This window comes from Marinobacter maritimus, assembly GCF_007671675.1.
GTDB lineage: Bacteria > Pseudomonadota > Gammaproteobacteria > Pseudomonadales > Oleiphilaceae > Marinobacter > Marinobacter maritimus.
This window is the reverse complement of record NZ_VCGW01000003.1, coordinates 162,985-179,634: the sequence shown is the minus strand read 5'-3', so window position 1 is coordinate 179,634 and position 16,650 is coordinate 162,985. Positions and strand designations below refer to the sequence as shown.

Here is a 16,650-nt window from a genome sequence, read left to right as displayed (position 1 = left end):
CTGATCAATCGTCAGCGCTTGTATGCCTCGAAAGCTCGATTCCGCAACCAATACGGGCAAGCTCCGCAAGCACCGCCGTGCGCGTGACGATGCCAATGAGTTTTCCGTGTTCAACAACAGGGTACACTTTTGGCTTGCCAGAGCCGAGCTTCTGCGCAAGGTCGACAATCGCCATGCCCGGTGACACTGGCAAAGGCTCCCGGAACATTACATCGTCCACCACCGGATCTCCCTCACAGTGATAATTGCTTACAAGCAACGCATGGATGCAATCCTGCTCGGAAACAAAACCCAGCAAATGCCGATTCGCATCAACCACCGGCAACCCGGAGATATGATTCTCAAGCAGCGCCTTGACCACTTCAGTCAGCGGCGTTCCGCATCGGATGGGTTCAATGTGGTTGGACATAATATTGGAAACTCTGAGCGCACACATGGCTAACTCCTCGCATTTCTGGTTAATCCGACAGCACCGACTGGAGCCACACTCTCTACTGTACTGTACTGTAAACATAGGCAATAGGCGCCTAATCCTCAATTTTCATTGCGCTATAGTTTACTTAGGCGAATATCTGACTAAACTCAACCAGTTATACCCCTTCGGGTAAAATCACAGCCTCAAGCCATGGCATATAATAAGGAGATCCCCATGGAAGCAATTGAGAATATCTTTGGAGCGATCAACGGGCTGGTCTGGGGGCCACCCATGTTGATACTGATTCTTGGCGCCGGGCTGTTTCTCAGCCTCGGCCTGAAGCTTATGCCCATACTCAAGATTGGCGCCGGCTTCCGCCTTTTGTGGGGTGGCCGCAGTAGCGCAGGGGCGGAGTCAGACGGTGAAATCCCACCGTTCCAGGCGCTAATGACCGCTCTATCTGCAACCGTCGGAACAGGCAATATTGCCGGTGTTGCGACCGCTGTTTTCCTCGGCGGGCCAGGCGCGTTGTTCTGGATGTGGCTGACCGCGCTCGTGGGCATGGCCACAAAGTACTCCGAAGCCGTTCTTGCCGTGCGTTTCCGCGAGGTGGATGAGCGTGGTGCCCATGTTGGTGGCCCCATGTATTACATTCGCAACGGCCTTGGCAAGAAATGGGCCTGGATGGGTGTGCTGTTCGCAATTTTTGCAGCCATCGCCGGCTTTGGCATTGGCAATACGGTGCAGGCCAACTCGGTTGCAGATGTAATGGAAACGACCTTCGGCCTGCCGCATTGGATCAGCGGCATTATTCTGATGGTGCTGGTTGGTATGGTACTGATTGGCGGTATCAAGCGCATCGGGCGGGTAGCCAGTGCCCTGGTTCCCTTTATGGCGCTTTCTTATCTGGTTGCAGGCCTGGTTGTCCTGTCCATTAATTACGCAGAGATCCCAGCCGCCTTTTCCATGATTTTCAAACATGCCTTCAGCCCGACGGCCGCCGAAGGCGGATTTGCCGGTGCCGCAGTCTGGGCAGCTATCCGGTTTGGTGTGGCACGGGGTATCTTTTCCAATGAGGCGGGCCTGGGCTCGGCGCCTATCGCTCATGCCGCGGCGCAAACCAAAGACCCGGTTCGTCAGGGCATGGTCGCCATGCTGGGAACGTTTCTCGACACCATTATCATATGTTCAATCACCGGCTTGGTGATCATCACCTCCGGCGCATGGACATCCGGTGAATCCGGCGCCTCACTCACCTCCATGGCCTTCTCTCACGCACTGCCTGGAATCGGCGATTATATCGTGGCCATTTCTCTTGCAGTTTTTGCCTTTACCACCTTGCTGGGCTGGTCGTTCTATGGGGAACGTAGCGTCGAGTTTCTGTTTGGCGTAAAAGCCATAGTTCCATACCGGATTGCCTGGGTGCTTGCCATCCCGGTTGGTGCAACTGTAAATCTGGGCCTGATCTGGCTGATAGCGGACACACTGAACGCCATGATGGCACTGCCCAACCTGGTCGCCCTGCTGTTACTCAGCCCGGTAGTGTTCAAACTGACCAAAGAGTATTTTGAAAAAGAAAGAGCCGTAGGCCTCTGAAAAAGAGGGAAGCTTCGGCCTCCAGAGGAGACCCGATACGACAATCAGCGGGGCTGAATGACAATATTGCAGCGCAAGATGAGGTGAATCAACTGACCCTTGCAATACCGTCAACCGGCACCAATGATTGTCGTATACACTGAACAAAAGGATTCGGCGGCCAAGCAGCCGGAATCTCGAACCGCGCTAACACAGGTAGCATCAAAGGAGAGCGAGCATGAGCTTACGTCTAGGCGATACCGCACCGGATTTCGAACAGGATTCCAGCGAAGGCAAGATTTCGTTCCACGAATGGTTAGGTAATGGCTGGGGTGTGCTGTTCTCTCACCCTGCAGACTTTACGCCGGTTTGCACTACCGAACTTGGCCTCACAGCCAAGCTCAAAGACGAATTTGCGCAGCGTAACGTGAAAGCCATCGCGCTGAGCGTTGATCCCGTTGATTCCCACCATGAGTGGATCAAAGACATTAACGAAACCCAGGGCTGCGCGGTGAACTTCCCGATTATTGCTGACCACGACGGTAAAGTTGCCGAGCTGTACGACATGATTCACCCCAACGCCGACAGCACACTTACAGTGCGTTCTCTGTTCGTGATTGATCCGAACAAAAAGGTTCGTCTGATGATCACTTACCCGGCCAGCACCGGTCGTAATTTCAATGAAGTTCTGCGGGTAATTGATTCCCTGCAGATGACCGACGAACACAAAGTCGCCACCCCGGGCAACTGGGAACGCGGCGGAGACGTGGTTATTGTGCCATCACTTCAGGATGAGGAAGAGATCAAGAAGCGCTTCCCGAAAGGATACAAGAAAGTTAAGTCTTACCTGCGGATGACACCGGACCCCACAACCAACTGGAGCGGCGACTGATTAACAGTGCCAACTCCTGATGCAAAAAAGCCGGGCAGCGCAAGCTGCCCGGCTTTTTTGTGGCTTATACTCTGATCAGAACGCCGGAACCACCGCGCCTTTATACTTTTCCTTGATGAAGTCACGAACTTCATCCGATTTCAGCGCCGCCGCCAGCTTCTGCATAGCCTCGCTGTCTTTGTTATCAGGACGAGCTACCAGAATGTTTACATACGGAGACTCGGAACCTTCGATCACCAGCGCATCTTCCGACGGATTCAGGCCCGCTTCCAGCGCGTAGTTGGTATTGATGAGGGCAACGTCCACCTGGCCAAGAATTCGTGGCAACGTAGCAGCTTCCAGTTCCTTGAAATCGAGATCTTTCGGGTTATCGGCAATATCACGCGGGGTTGCGGTGATCTTGCTGCCTTCTTTCAATGTGATCAGCCCGGCTTTCTGCAGCAACAACAACGCCCGGCCACCGTTGGTGGGGTCGTTCGGAATCGCGACGACTGCACCCTCTTTCAGCTCATCCAGAGACTTGATCTTGTTTGAATAGGCGCCAAACGGCTCAACGTGAATACCGGCAACGGTCACGAGGCTGGTGCCACGGCCGTCATTGAACTCGTCCAGATAAGGCTGGTGCTGGAAGAAGTTTGCGTCCATGCGCTTCTGGTCTACCTGAACATTCGGCTGGATATAGTCGGTGAACACCTTCACCTCCAGCTCTACGCCCTGTTCCGCCAGCTTCGGCTTCACAAATTCCAGAAGTTCGGCATGGGGTACCGGCGTTGCGGCTACGGATAGCTTCTCAGCGGATACCGCCGCAGAAAAAACAGATGCGGCAGCCAGGGCTACAAAGGCTTTTTTGAAGTTCATAAACACACTCTCCTGTAAATAAACGAGACTATTTTTTACTTGCTTTAAAATGAGGGTTACTCGCAACTCTGAGCCTGCGATGGCATAGCCCTTCCGAAAACGTGGAGCGCCAGGGATGGCGCGACCGAGCCCTACAAGGACGTATTTACGGGCGCTTTTCGGAAGGGCTATGCCATCGCAGGCTTACTCAAAATCTATTTACGGCTAAAATACAGAACCAGACGATCACCTACCATCTGCAGCACTTGCACGAAAATTACCAGCAAGGCCACGGTAATCACCATCACGTCGGTCTGAAACCGCTGGTAACCAAAACGGATCGCCAGGTCACCCAGGCCGCCGCCGCCAATCACGCCGGACATGGCCGCATAGGACACCAGCGTAATGGCGGTGACCGTAATGCCGGCGATGATGCCCGGAAGCGCCTCGGGCAGCAAGGCGCCGAAGATGATCTGACGCACGCTGGCGCCCATGGCCTGGGTGGCTTCAATGATACCGCGGTCGACTTCCCGCAGGGACGTTTCCACCAGTCGGGCAAAGAACGGCGCACCGCCGGCAACCAGCGGCGGAATCGCGCCTGCCACACCCAAAGAGGTGCCGATCAGCATTACGGTGAACGGGATCATCACGATCAACAGGATGATGAACGGCACCGAGCGCAGCACATTCACTACAAATGACAGCACAGCGTAAGCCACCGGCTGTTCCAGCAACTGACGCTTGCCGGTCAGGAACAGAAGCACACCAATCGGCAGCCCCGCCAACACGCTGAACAGCAGCGACATGCCCACCATCACCAAGGTGTCCCAGCTCGCTATGCCAATCTCTGGCCAGTCCACGTTACTCAGTAAAGCTTCCATCAGCGCAACACCTCCACGTGAACATCCGCCGCTTCCAGTGCGTTCATGGCAACCGCCAGATCACCGCCTACCAAAGACAGCGTCAACTGGCCGTATGGCGTGTCCTTGATGTGGTCGATTCGGCCCGAGAGAATGCTGAAATCCACGCCAGAGGCGCGCGCCACGCTACCCAGTAAAGGCTGGTACGTGGATTCGCCCTTGAATGTCAGGCGCAGTATACGGCCATTGGCCTTTTGCAGATCTTCCTGACGCTCCTGGCTGTCGATGCTTTCGCTTTCAAACACGAAATCCCGGGTGGTGGGATGTTTCGGATGCAGGAAGACGTCACTCACGGCGCCCATCTCCACCACGCGGCCGCCGTCCATCACTGCAACCCGGTCACACACACGCCGCACCACGTCCATCTCATGGGTGATGAGTACGATGGTAAGGCCAAGTTCCTTGTTGATTTCCGCCAGCAGGCGCAGCACCGATTGGGTTGTTTGTGGATCCAGCGCGCTGGTGGCTTCGTCGCACAGCAATATTGTTGGCCTGCAAGCCAGTGCCCGGGCAATACCCACACGCTGCTTCTGACCGCCGGACAGCTGGGAAGGGTATTTGGTGGCGTGATCCGTGAGGCTGACGCGAGCCAACAGCTCCTGCACCCGATCCCGGATTTCCGCCTTGGAATAGATGCCCGCCAGCTTCATGGGGAAGGCGATATTATCCGACACAGTTTTTGAAGACAGCAGATTGAAGTGCTGGAAAATCATGCCGACTTTACGGCGAAAGGCACGCAGTTCAGTGGCGTTGTAACGGGTGATATTCTCGCCATCGATCAGAATATTACCGTCGGTGGGAGGTTCCAGCAGGTTGATCAGGCGTACCAGAGTGGATTTTCCCGCCCCGGAATGCCCGACAATACCGAACACCTCGCCGGTTTCAATGGTCATATCGGTCGGGTGCAGCGCGGGGATCGCCCGGCCGCCCACCTGATACGACTTTTGTACCTGGTCAAATACAATCACGATCAGCGCCTTGTGGGTGCAAGAATAAAGCCGGCGATTATAACGTATTCACCGGCCAAACCCGAACCCACATATCAACACTATAGCTCGTACAGCTGCGCTACGTGCAGAATCGGCCCGGTCGGTTTGCCTGTTGGCGAGCCTCCGACGGGTTCCAGGCTGATGGCAAGGGTGCGGCTTTGTGACAACGCTTGCCTGGCCGTGTCTGTCAGGGTTACCTGATGCAGCCCCCCGACCGGAATGACGCCCAACGACAGGGGCTGGCCATTCTCCGGCACTATCCAGAGCTCGTAATCCTTACCCGTTTCGGCGGCACTGGCGGCGACAGAACGCAATTTCAGCAGGTTACCTTGCCCGGTTTCGCTAACCAGCCAAAGCGGGTCCTTGGTATCAGCTTGAACAATCGCGCCTGAGAATTGCGCCTGGGAACTCTGGGGCGCTGGCTGCATCAATACAACCGCCATAACCAGGGCGGCTGCCGTCGCCAAAATGCTCCAACTGGGCCAGAACCAGCGCTGGCTGGCACGGGATTGGGCTTTGCCAGCCGGGCTCTCTACCAGACTCTCAGCCGGCCATAACCGGCGTTCGATAGAGCTCCATACAGAAGTCGGCGGCGTGACTTCGGGCACTTCACCAAGTAGTTGGCCAAACTTTCGCTCCCAAAACCAGACTTCTTCCCGCACCTTTGCGGATTCCATCATCCAGCTTTCGAAGCGCTTTCGGGCAAGGCCATGAAGGGAGCCGAGAACATACTCGGCGGCAAGTCTTTCAATGCGTTCAGGTGTCTTTTTCATCGCTCCAGACACCTCTTCAAAACCATCAGCCCGCGGCGAATCCAGCTTTTAACGGTTCCAATGGGAGAGCTCAAAGCCTCGGAGACTTCATCGTGGGTAAAGCCCCGGTAGTAGGACAACAGAATACTGTCCCGTTGCACATCGGATAGCTCGTTAAAACAGCCTGTCAGTTCCGCAGCCCCCGCGCTGCGGAGCGAGACATCCAGCGGGCCTTCGCGCTGATCCTCCACATGCTCCAGATAGCTGTCACCAGACGTCTGCTTTGCCTTTCTGGACCTCATCAGATCAAGCGTGCGATACCGGGCAATAGTCATCATCCAACTCAGGGGGGCACCACGATCGCTATGGTATTCTGCTGCGCGGTGCCATATCTGTATGAAGGCGTCCTGCAAGGCTTCTTCCGCAAGCTCCTGCTGGCTCGCCAGTTTCAGGCAAAGCCCGAACATGCGGCCGGAAATTTTTTTATAAAGCTGCTGAAAGGCCTGCCGGTCCTCGCGGGAAACTGCAATTAACAGCCCCATCAATTCATCCTGTTCAGAGTTGCTGGCCACCATCTTTGCTATCCCTTGTCTTGTTTTCAGAGTCTTCTACAACACTACGAACGGCGTTCAAACAAAGATGCACGCAGGTTAACCTGTGGACTTGGTTTCCAGACCCGGCTCAAACAGGCCGTTGAGGTCAAAGCTATCCAGTGCCGCCTCCCATTCCGTTAAACCCAGGCCCTGATTGGCAACCCAGATGGGGTTAAAATAGGTATCGATGTAACGATCGCCACCGTCACACAGAAGTGTGACGATCGAGCCTGTTTCGTCGGCTTTTTGCATCTCGCTGGCCAGATTCAAGGTAGCGATCAGATTGGTACCGGTAGACCCGCCGCAACGCCTCCCCAAGTGGCGTTCCAGATAGCGCAGCGCAGCAAAACTGGCCGCATCGGGCACGCGCACCATGCGATCGATCACCGAGGGGTTGAAGGAGGGCTCCACCCTTGGCCGGCCGATGCCCTCGATGCGTGAGCCGCACTGGCCGGTAATATCAGACCGGCCACTGGCATACGCCTCATAGAACACCGAATTTTCAGGATCGGCCACGCACAGCTCACAGCCCTGGGCGAGGTGGCCGCCGTACCGGATATAGCGCCCGATAGTTGAGGAGGTGCCGCCGGTGCCGGCGCTGACAACAATCCAGCGAGGTATGGGGTGAGGCTCTCGCCGCAACTGGTCGAAAATGCTCTCTGCGATATTGTTGTTGCCACGCCAGTCCGTCGCCCTCTCGGCGTAAGTAAACTGATCCATATAGTGACCGCCCAGCTCATGGGCCAGGCGCTGCGATTCGGTGTAGATCTCGCTGCCGTTATCAACCAGATGGCACTCACCGCCATAAAATTCGATCTTGGCAATTTTTTGGGCCGAGGTCGTTCTGGGCATCACGGCTATAAACCGTAACCCCAGGAGCTTGGCGAAATACGCCTCGGACACCGCCGTGGAACCACTGGAGGCTTCGATGACCGGTGTGCTCTGCGTGATCCAGCCGTTACAGAGCCCGAACAGAAACAGCGAGCGCGCCAACCTATGCTTGAGACTGCCCGTGGGATGGGTTGATTCATCCTTGAGATAGATATCGATGTGCTGCAGCCCGGGCAAGTCCAGCTTGATCAGATGGGTGTCCGATGAACGATTGAAGTCCGCATCAATACGGGCGATGGCATCGGACAGCCACTGGGCGCGATTAAACATGGTTGTTAATCCTGATGGTTATCTTCCAAGTGCACTGCTCAAGAGTAGCCCACAAAAGCGTCCTGATAAAAAATTTGATAGTACCTGCATCTTTTTCCGCAACCGCTCCGTTAACTCTTCTGCAAGACCAACAATAGAAGAGGAAAACGGAATGAAAACTTTTCTGAAACGCTCCGGCCTCGCCATTGCGGTTGCCGGACTCTGTATCAATGCCGGCTCAGCAAACGCGTCCAGCCATCGCGAAGCTCCATTTATCACCGAAGTACCCAAAGTCGACGGAACCGACTTTTACATGTTTCGCAGTTACGAAACCGGCCGCGACGATTTTGTCACGCTGATCGCGAATTACCTGCCTCTGCAGGATGCGTATGGCGGCCCCAACTATTTCGATCTTGATGAAGACGCGGTATACGAAATCCACATCGACAACAGTGGCAACGCCCAGGAAAACCTTACGTTCCGCTTTCAGTTCTCCAACACTTTGAACGACATCCAGTTACCGGTCGGCCCCGCTGGCGACCAGCGAATGGTCTCAGTTCCCCTGAAAAACATTGGCGATGCCACCAACAGTGCCAACGTCCAGTTCAGCCAGGAATACACGGTTTCTGTGATTCGTGGCGACCGCCGCACCGGCACCGTTCAGACGGCAACCAATGTCACTGACGGCACCAGCACATTCGACAAACCTCTGGACAACATCGGCGGTAAATCGTTTGCCGATTACCAGACCTACGCCAATCAGCACATCTTCCAGATCGGCATTCCGGGCTGCGCAACCAACGGCCAGGTGTTTGTAGGCCAACGCAAGGAAGCCTTTGCGGTGAACCTCGGTGAGATTTTTGATCTGGTCAACACCAACCCGCTCGGTGCACGGGACGGCGAGGGCGCAGGTGATCTCGCCGACAAGAACGTGACCTCGTTTGCCCTGGAAGTACCCACCGAATGTCTGACTGGCACGGCCGCTACCGGCTTGGACCAACCAGTCATCGGAGCCTGGACCACAGCCAGTGTGCGCCAGGCGAGAGTCATCAACCCCGAGCCAACCGCAGGCGGTAAAGGTGCCACTGTGGAGGGTGGGGCCTGGACCCAGGTATCGCGCCTTGGTATGCCGCTGGTGAATGAAGTGGTTATAGGTCTCAAAGACAAAGACCTGTTCAACACCAGCGAGCCCATGAACGACGGTCAGTTTGCTACCTACGTCACCCACCCGACCCTGCCGGAACTGCTCGAAATACTGTTCGGCGGCGCAGGCGCTGTGGCACCGGATAACTTCCCGCGCACGGATCTGGTAACCGCCTTCCTGACCGGCGTACCCGATGTGAATATGCCGGTGGGCGTGCAAGTCTCGGAAATGCTGCGGCTTAATCCTGCTATTGCGGCTACTCCTGCGGCCATGCAAAACGACCTGGGTGTTCTGGGTGGCGACAACGCCGGATTCCCGAACGGTCGTCGCCCCGTCGATGACGTAGTCGATTCCGCCTTGCGAGTCGTCATGGGTGCCTTGACCAGTGACGCGCCAAACAGGACCACGCCGTTTACCGATGGCGTTCAGCTCGATCCTACCGAATTACAGGTGGTGTTCCCGTACCTGGCGACTCCATTGGCCGGCTCACCCAATTCATGAGGAGCGAATGATGAAACTGACCATTCAGTTTGCCGGATTGGGCTTCATGGCCCTGGCATTGACGGGGTGTTTCGACGGTTCCAGCAGCAACAGCAGCCAGAGCCAGCCGCCCGCGATGTCGGTGGATTTCGGAGCCTTCGTGAAAGGCGAATTTGATAACCCGGACCCCAATCGGGAGCCCAGGAAAATCAATGCCGTCACATTCAGCTTCAATGACCAGGATGATCCACAGGCTTTCGATGATCTACTCAGATAGAACGCTTTCACACCGGACCCAAACGTCTTTGCATCCGGTCTTTTCCCTCCCTGCGCTTCGGCGCGGGGGGGCTTTTTGGATTGGGTTTGGCCTGCTGTGCTCTTCAGCCGTTATGGCAGCTCCGAGCCCAATTCAAAGCGATTTTGATGACGATGCGGTGCTGGTAACGCTGCCGGCCTCTGCGCCAGCCAGTGATAGCGCCCCTTCTTCGCCGGAAACCATGGCCCGGGAGATTCAACGATTGATCTCCGAAGCAAGGCGCAGCGGCGACCCCCGTTTTCTGGGCTATGCCGAGCGCCTGTTCAATCAGCAGGCCAGCCAGGAACTGAACGACCCATTACTGGTGCTGAGAGCGACCCTGGCGCAGAGCCTGCACCGGTTCGACGCAGCAAGGCAGGATTTGAACACCGTTCTCGACCGCTCTGATGCACCGGCACAGAGAGCTCAGGCCCTGTTAACCCTGGCCAACATCGAGATGGTTCAGGGGCAGTATGACCGGGCGCGGCCTCTGTGTGAGCAACTGACAACTGAGTACCCCGGCCTGATTGCCTCGAGTTGTCACGCCCAGGTGGCGGCTCGTACCGGCTCCGCCAAAGTCGCTTATGACGAACTGGCTACCGCAACCCGCTCCTTGAGTAACGTATCCATTCAGGGATTTCTCTGGGCTCAGGGTACGTTGGGGGATATCGCGGCACAGCTTGGCCAGGGTTCGGCGGCCGGGCACTGGCAACAAGTGCTGAGCCAGGATCCGGACGACTTGTACACCCGGGCGCAGCTGGCCGATTGGTACCTGCAGAATGAAAACCCCAGGCAGGCTCTGGTCGTAACCGAAGGTTATGAAGCCGTGGACAGTCTGGCGGTCATCCGTGCAATTGCCTTACATCGCGTGAACCATCCCGACGCAGCTGCGCTGGCGTCCCGGTTACGTGAGCGCTTCGACGAAGCCCTGTGGCGCGGCTCCATGCTGCACCAGCGCGACTTGTCCCGCTTCGAGCTGGATATCGAACAGCGCCCAGATGCTGCCCTGCAGTACGCCATGGCCAACTGGACGTCACAACGTGAACCCCTGGATACCCGCCTGGCACTCAGAGCCGCGCTTGCTGCGCAAGACGAGGCAGTGCTGGCCCGGCTACATGAATGGCTCAAGCAGCAAAATCAATCTGATGCCCGCTATCCGGAGGCGTCGTGATGTCTGCAAAAAAGCTTTTGGCAGTGCTGATTATGGCGACTTTCGCGAGCATAGCCTTTGCCCATAAGGCCAGCGACAGCTTTCTCTACGTGGATATGGACGCTTCCGAGATACGATTCGACATAGCCTTGCGGGATCTCGCGCTGCTGGTTCCCCTGGATGCCAATGGCGACCAGAGGATAACGGGGCAGGAGCTACGCGCCCAGCGAACGCTCGCCACGCAAGCTGTTGAAAACGCCATTACTCTGACCGGCGAGCAAGGTGTCTGCAAACTCAGAGGACTGGCTTGGGGGCTGAGCTCCCACAGCGATGGCCCCTATCTTGCCACCCAATATCAGGTCGACTGCCCCAAGGGCGAGCTTCCGGAACAGATTGAATACAGCTTGCTGTTCGATCAGGACAGCCTGCACCGGGGGCTGGTACAGATTACATCGGGAGAGGCTCAATCTCTCGCGGTACTTGCCCCGGACCGGCAGACTGTCGATCTTGCAGGTGGTGCGGCAGGGCCGTGGAGCACGTTCACAACGTTTCTTCGTGAAGGCGTTATCCATTTGCTGATCGGGCTCGATCACATGCTGTTTCTGCTCGTGCTGGTATTGCCGGCCACGCTGATCATCCGCCGACAGAGCAATCAGGGCACAGCCCGCTCATTCAAATCGCGGCTGCTGCAGTTAGCGGGCATTGTGACCGCCTTTACCGTGGCACACTCCATCACTCTGGCACTGTCGGCGTTGAATATTGTTCGGCTCCCCATCGCCTGGGTTGAGACTGGGATTGCGTTTTCCATCGCTGCGGCTGCACTGAATGTGGCCTGGCCTTTTATGGGGCGGAAAACCTGGAAGCTGGCGTTCGCCTTTGGGCTGATCCACGGCTTCGGCTTTGCCAGCGTATTGGGCGATCTGACCGGGGGTGTTTCCAACCTGGCCCTTGCGCTTGCGGGTTTCAATCTGGGAGTGGAATTCGGGCAACTCGGCCTTTTGATCATCGGCTTCCCGTTGCTCTATGCCATGGCACACGTCAGAGCCTATCAGCGGTTTATCGTGCCATTGATTCTCATGGGGGTAGGCACCGTCAGCTTGATGTGGGTCGCAGAAAGGGCCGGGGCTATTTAGAGAGGCGTCGTACAGCAAAGAGCCGGGCAACAAGCCCGGCTCTTCAACTCAGGGTTTCAGGATTATCTGCTAGTGCAACGCCCGCAATTGTCGCGGATACAGTGCAGCACTGACTTCGGGTTCCTCCAGAAGATCCGCCAGTTCAAGATCAACGTCTGTCTCTTCACCGTGTTCCGGCAAAGGATCAAACAGCGTACTTAGCCAGGATGCAATTGAAGGCTCTTCATCACGCCGGTAATCCGTGGACAGCGCCTTGATGCGGCGAAAGCCGATGATGCGCTGGTGTTTTGGATCCCGGATTTGCTCAAAGCCACGCCAGTAAACGTGATCCCGGGTATGCAGCTGCACAAACAAGGTATCTATCGGCTCGTTTGGCTCTTCCTCGGCGTCGTCTTTTGCTGAAGCTCCAAGGCTGTCTGCCGAAGCCTCACCAGAGATTTCATCGCCGTCATCTTCTGTAACTTCCTTTTTTTTATGCCGGATGGTTGTCCAGGCGGGGTACAGAACCGCCACGGCATCCGCTTCAACATGCTCGCGGGCCGCACGGAGAATCAATCCCCAGCGTGCCTTGTCGGCATCGGTTTCAAGTGAGTTGATGGGCAAGTCATAGCTTTGTTCGCTGGCCAGAACAATTGCCATCATCGGAGCATCGAGCTCTCCCATGGCTTCTGCCTGTGCTACGGATACCAGTTCATCGATTGCCATCGGTTGGTTCATAATGCGCTCGCCTCCTCGATGCCATCAGGGTAAATCAGGAAGATGGTCTCCCTGATACACAGCATAGCCTGTTAGGCATATAAAGATAAACGTGGGCTTTGGGTCAACGGATCACAACGCCTTGTCGAACCCCTCTGTCAGAACTCCAATCAGCCGTCGGTAGCGAAGGCATTGTCGAGCCGCTCGTAATAGCCAAACCAGGGCGCGGCTTCTTCAAGCTGCGCCGCCAGCTGCAGCAATGCGCCCTCACCACCGTTTGGTGCGCCCAGTTGCACGCCGACCGGAAGCCCCTCGGCCGTCCAGTGCATAGGCACCGACATGGCCGGCGTTCCCGTCAGATTGGCAAGCTGGGTGAACGGCGTTCGGGCGAGGCTCTCCATCGCCATCTGATCCACCTGGCCACTGCGATGCACCATTCTGCCGGCTTTGAGCATCAGCATCAGTTTTGCCGCCAGCTTGAGGTGTGCCGGCGTTTCCAGCTCACCGATACGGGCGGGCAACTGGCCAGTAGTGGGGCAGAGGTAAAGATCGTACCTGCCGAAGAAAACACCCAGCGCCCGGGCAAATTCATTCCATTGCTGACGCCGAAGCACGTAGTCTGAAAGTGGCATGGTATTGCCCAGCATGCCGATCAGGCGGGTATCCAGCTCAAAATCACTGTCAGTGGCGCCAAACTGTTCCTTGGCTTTTGCCATCATGGCGGACACTTCGCCAAAATAAAGGCCGAGATAGCAGCGAGCCAGCGCCATGCCATCGAATTCCGGCCGGGCATATTCAACCGTGTGCCCCAGGTTTTCCAGAATACGCGCCGTTTCCTCAACCGCGGCAACACATTCAGGAGCCACCTCAGTGCCGTAAGGAGACGACGTGAACACACCGATTTTCAGGCTACCAGATGATTTCTGTATCAACTCAGCGTAGGCGCAGTCGGGGGGCGGAATGACAAAAGGATCTCCGGAGGCAGCGCCACTGAGCACATCCAGCATGGCAGCGCTGTCGCGCACGGTGCGGGTAACCACATGGTCTGATGAGGCGCCGGTCCAGGATTCGCCCATCGCAGGCCCGCAGGAGATGCGGCCGCGCGATGGCTTGAGGCCAAACAGACCGTTGTAGGCGGCGGGGATGCGGATTGAACCGCCACCATCGTTGGCGCCGGCCATGGGTACAATACCGGCTGCGGTTGCAGCACCGGAGCCACCGCTTGAGCCTCCAGGCGTGAGGCTGGTGTTCCAGGGGTTGCGCGATGGCCCCCAGAGCTCAGATTCCGTAATCGCCTTGAGACCGAATTCCGGCGTAGCGGTCCGCCCCAGAAAGACCAGCCCACCCTCACGGGCACGGCGCACAAACTCGGAATCCTGCGGTGCAATGTTATTTTTGAAACCACGGCTGCCGTAAGTGCAGGGCTGGCCAGCCTGCTCCTGAGACAGATCCTTGAGCAGCAAGGGCACACCTGCGAATACGCCCTGTTCAGGAAATTTCTGAGTCAAGGCTTCGGAAAACTGGGGAAAGCAGATTGCATTGAGAGAACCGTTCACAGAGGTTGCCCGTTCCACCGCAGCCTCGCATACTTCCCGGGAGGTCACTTCGCCACGGCGTATCAGATCCGCCAACGCGGTGGCGTCATACCGAAGATATTCAGATTGCTTCATAGCGGCGTCCATTTGTTATTGTGGTGCCCGGAATACCACGGACACATCGTTTATGAACTCAAGATTCGCAAGCTTACGTCAGCTTGCTCTGATTTTCATCCTGGCCACGCTGGTGCAAACATCTGCACTGGCCGAAGAAAGTATGGCCGGCGATGAGAGTGCTGACACCCCAGGCTGGACCGCGATTGTGCGGGATTCACCCTACTGGGTCAGCCAGGGCGTTTACCGGAACATCCTCACCATCCGGCGCTGGGTGCTCAAAGAGACAGGCTATTGCTCAAGCCCTGAGCGCCACATTCTGTTCGACATGCGGGGGCAGTTTCTGGGCTGGATCAGCAACGGCGCCGACCGTGCAACAACCCAGAAGCGCCTGAACGATACTCGCCGGTCGTTGCACGAAAAAGGGCTTACCGTAGATTGGGTTGCCGGCGATACCGACACCAAAGGCTACCCGTTCGCGCTGGCGTGCGACCAGCCCCATGTAAATCTCGACCTTGCCGTTGGCCGCTATCTGGGCGCGCGCGCCAGAGATCGAGTATGGGGCGCCTGGGACGATCTCTCGTTCGCAACCTCCGAAAAACCTGGATCTCTTCACGACGCCCTTATGTACATCCTTCAGCGCCGGAGTGAACAAAATCGCTTTGCTTTGCCAGAGGTATTACCCAGATATCTGGCTGGGCAGATTCTGATTGAAAGCGGTGGGCAGGCAAGAGCTCACTCCCGAGCGAACGCGAAGGGTATACTCCAGCTTTCGCCTTCCGCACTGAAAGACTGCCAAATCAAACCCCAGAATTACTGGCACCGGCTGGCGCAGATTGATTGTGCGCTGCGCCTGATGCATCAGAATGCCCGCAACCTGCAGCCAGCCTTTGACGAACGCTTTGGTCAACTGCCCGAAAGCAAGCGCAATGAGCTGTTTGTGCTGATGCTGGTTCAGGCCTACCACGGTGGCGCAGGTCGGGTTCAGGCGCTTCTCGATGACGAGGTTCTGGCGAAACCAGCAGAATATTTTGCCGCCAATCACGAGCGCTTTACCGCCGGCGACATCGCGTTTGGTATGGTGTTTCACAACCTGGGCCGCGACAGACTGGGGCTGGCCTCACTGTACTATGTGGCCGACGTACAACTGGCGACCGAAGCCTTGTGCCGAACACCTCAGCTCAAACCCGCGGAATTCTGCGCGTGGAAATAGCCCTGCTCCCGGAGAGCCTGAGCTTGTCAGTAGCGCTTTTTCTGCTGGTGAGTTCCGTGATCACATCGATGATTACCGCCAGTCTGGGCGCCGGCGGGGGTGTTCTTTTGCTGATCCTGATGGCCACATGGATGCCTGCTGCCGCAATTATTCCCGTACACGGCATGATTCAGTTGGGCTCCAACGGTGGCCGGGCGGTGCTGACATGGAAGCATATCGACTGGCGAACTATTGCCGCTTTTGCACCCGGCGTTATCGTAGGTGCGGCGGCGGGCGCCTGGTTATTGGTGAGCCTTCCAGCCTATCTGTGGCAACTGACAATAGCGGTGTTCGTGCTCTATCTGTGCTGGGGTCCGGCGCTGCCCAAAAGCGCGCTCGGCCAGATTGGAGTCTTTATCGCCGCTGCAGTGACCAGCTTTGTCAGTCTTTTTGTAGGCGCTACAGGGCCACTGGTGGCGGCCTTCATAAAACAGATCCATGTGGACAGGTTCCGCACCGTCGCGACCTTTGCTACTGCAATGATCTTGCAACATGCTCCCAAAGCCTTGGTTTTTGGCGTGACTGGGTTCGTGTTTGCCCACTGGTTGCCATTTATCCTGGCCATGGTTGCCTGCGGCTTTGCAGGCACCTGGCTAGGCCTGCGCGTTCTGAACTCCCTCAACAATCACTGGTTCAGCAAAGCGCTCAACCTGGTTCTGACCATCCTGGCGTTGCGCTTGATTTGGCAGGCCAGCCTGGCGGCTGACTGGTGGATCTGAGCGTCCCTTGCTATTGCTT

The 16,650-nt window shown here is 56.7% G+C and carries 17 protein-coding genes; 8 read left to right on the top strand and 9 right to left on the bottom strand.

What is annotated here, in order from left to right:
* Positions 1-4: 4 nt before the first annotated feature.
* Positions 5-436, bottom strand: a complete 432-nt coding sequence (locus FFI90_RS13010; protein ID WP_144778502.1) for a CBS domain-containing protein — start codon at positions 434-436, stop codon at positions 5-7.
* A 213-nt stretch (positions 437-649) separates the two neighbouring features.
* Here FFI90_RS13010 and FFI90_RS13005 point away from each other — a divergent pair, with 213 nt between their 5' ends.
* A complete protein-coding gene (locus FFI90_RS13005) occupies positions 650-2,011 on the top strand; it encodes an alanine/glycine:cation symporter family protein (RefSeq protein WP_144778501.1) in 1,362 nt (453 codons plus the stop codon).
* 217 nt (positions 2,012-2,228) lie between these two features.
* Positions 2,229-2,882 (top strand): peroxiredoxin, encoded by a 654-nt coding sequence (locus FFI90_RS13000; protein WP_144778500.1) that lies wholly within the window; start codon positions 2,229-2,231, stop codon positions 2,880-2,882.
* A gap of 75 nt (positions 2,883-2,957) precedes the next feature.
* Here the strand turns inward: FFI90_RS13000 and FFI90_RS12995 are convergent, their stop codons facing one another.
* The 6 genes from FFI90_RS12995 to FFI90_RS12970 all read right to left on the bottom strand — a co-directional run bounded on the left by FFI90_RS12995 (position 2,958) and on the right by FFI90_RS12970 (position 8,134).
* A complete protein-coding gene (locus tag FFI90_RS12995) occupies positions 2,958-3,740 on the bottom strand; it encodes a MetQ/NlpA family ABC transporter substrate-binding protein (RefSeq protein ID WP_144778499.1) in 783 nt (260 codons plus the stop codon).
* A gap of 194 nt (positions 3,741-3,934) precedes the next feature.
* Positions 3,935-4,600 carry a methionine ABC transporter permease gene (locus tag FFI90_RS12990; protein WP_096782767.1) on the bottom strand — a complete coding sequence of 222 codons (666 nt, stop codon included), beginning with the start codon at positions 4,598-4,600 and terminating at the stop codon, positions 3,935-3,937.
* Entirely contained in the window at positions 4,600-5,607 is a 1,008-nt protein-coding gene (locus tag FFI90_RS12985) for a methionine ABC transporter ATP-binding protein (RefSeq protein ID WP_144778498.1), read from the bottom strand. The genes FFI90_RS12990 and FFI90_RS12985 overlap by 1 nt, the downstream gene beginning before the upstream one ends.
* An 80-nt stretch (positions 5,608-5,687) precedes the next feature.
* Positions 5,688-6,401 (bottom strand): anti-sigma factor, encoded by a 714-nt coding sequence (locus FFI90_RS12980; protein WP_144778497.1) that lies wholly within the window; start codon positions 6,399-6,401, stop codon positions 5,688-5,690.
* Entirely contained in the window at positions 6,398-6,955 is a 558-nt protein-coding gene (locus FFI90_RS12975; protein ID WP_144778496.1) for a sigma-70 family RNA polymerase sigma factor, read from the bottom strand. The genes FFI90_RS12980 and FFI90_RS12975 overlap by 4 nt, the downstream gene beginning before the upstream one ends.
* A 75-nt stretch (positions 6,956-7,030) precedes the next feature.
* The gene (locus FFI90_RS12970) at positions 7,031-8,134 is read right to left on the bottom strand and encodes a PLP-dependent cysteine synthase family protein (RefSeq protein ID WP_144778495.1); all 1,104 of its coding nucleotides are present in this window, start codon (positions 8,132-8,134) and stop codon (positions 7,031-7,033) included.
* 151 nt (positions 8,135-8,285) lie between these two features.
* Here FFI90_RS12970 and FFI90_RS12965 point away from each other — a divergent pair, with 151 nt between their 5' ends.
* The 4 genes from FFI90_RS12965 (at position 8,286) to FFI90_RS12950 (ending at position 12,315) form a co-directional block, all read left to right on the top strand.
* Complete coding sequence (locus FFI90_RS12965; protein WP_144778494.1) at positions 8,286-9,758, top strand: DUF4331 domain-containing protein; 1,473 nt, start codon at positions 8,286-8,288, stop codon at positions 9,756-9,758.
* A gap of 7 nt (positions 9,759-9,765) precedes the next feature.
* Positions 9,766-10,014 carry a hypothetical protein gene (locus FFI90_RS12960; protein ID WP_246123575.1) on the top strand — a complete coding sequence of 83 codons (249 nt, stop codon included), beginning with the start codon at positions 9,766-9,768 and terminating at the stop codon, positions 10,012-10,014.
* A 112-nt stretch (positions 10,015-10,126) separates the two neighbouring features.
* Positions 10,127-11,203 carry a tetratricopeptide repeat protein gene (locus FFI90_RS12955; protein ID WP_144778493.1) on the top strand — a complete coding sequence of 359 codons (1,077 nt, stop codon included), beginning with the start codon at positions 10,127-10,129 and terminating at the stop codon, positions 11,201-11,203.
* The gene (locus FFI90_RS12950) at positions 11,203-12,315 is read left to right on the top strand and encodes a HupE/UreJ family protein (RefSeq protein WP_144778492.1); all 1,113 of its coding nucleotides are present in this window, start codon (positions 11,203-11,205) and stop codon (positions 12,313-12,315) included. The genes FFI90_RS12955 and FFI90_RS12950 overlap by 1 nt, the downstream gene beginning before the upstream one ends.
* A gap of 69 nt (positions 12,316-12,384) precedes the next feature.
* Here the strand turns inward: FFI90_RS12950 and FFI90_RS12945 are convergent, their stop codons facing one another.
* Together FFI90_RS12945 and FFI90_RS12940 are read right to left on the bottom strand one after the other, a co-directional pair.
* A complete protein-coding gene (locus tag FFI90_RS12945) occupies positions 12,385-13,032 on the bottom strand; it encodes a hypothetical protein (protein WP_144778491.1) in 648 nt (215 codons plus the stop codon).
* Positions 13,033-13,181: 149 nt separating this feature from the next.
* Positions 13,182-14,681: an amidase gene (locus FFI90_RS12940; protein WP_246123573.1), complete on the bottom strand. Its 1,500-nt coding sequence runs from the start codon at positions 14,679-14,681 to the stop codon at positions 13,182-13,184.
* Positions 14,682-14,733: 52 nt separating this feature from the next.
* Between FFI90_RS12940 and FFI90_RS12935 the strand changes: the two genes are divergently transcribed.
* Complete coding sequence (locus tag FFI90_RS12935; protein ID WP_144778489.1) at positions 14,734-15,873, top strand: transglycosylase SLT domain-containing protein; 1,140 nt, start codon at positions 14,734-14,736, stop codon at positions 15,871-15,873.
* Positions 15,864-16,631, top strand: coding sequence for a sulfite exporter TauE/SafE family protein (locus FFI90_RS12930; protein WP_144778488.1), 768 nt, complete (start codon positions 15,864-15,866; stop codon positions 16,629-16,631). The genes FFI90_RS12935 and FFI90_RS12930 overlap by 10 nt, the downstream gene beginning before the upstream one ends.
* The last annotated feature ends 19 nt before the right edge of the window (positions 16,632-16,650 follow it).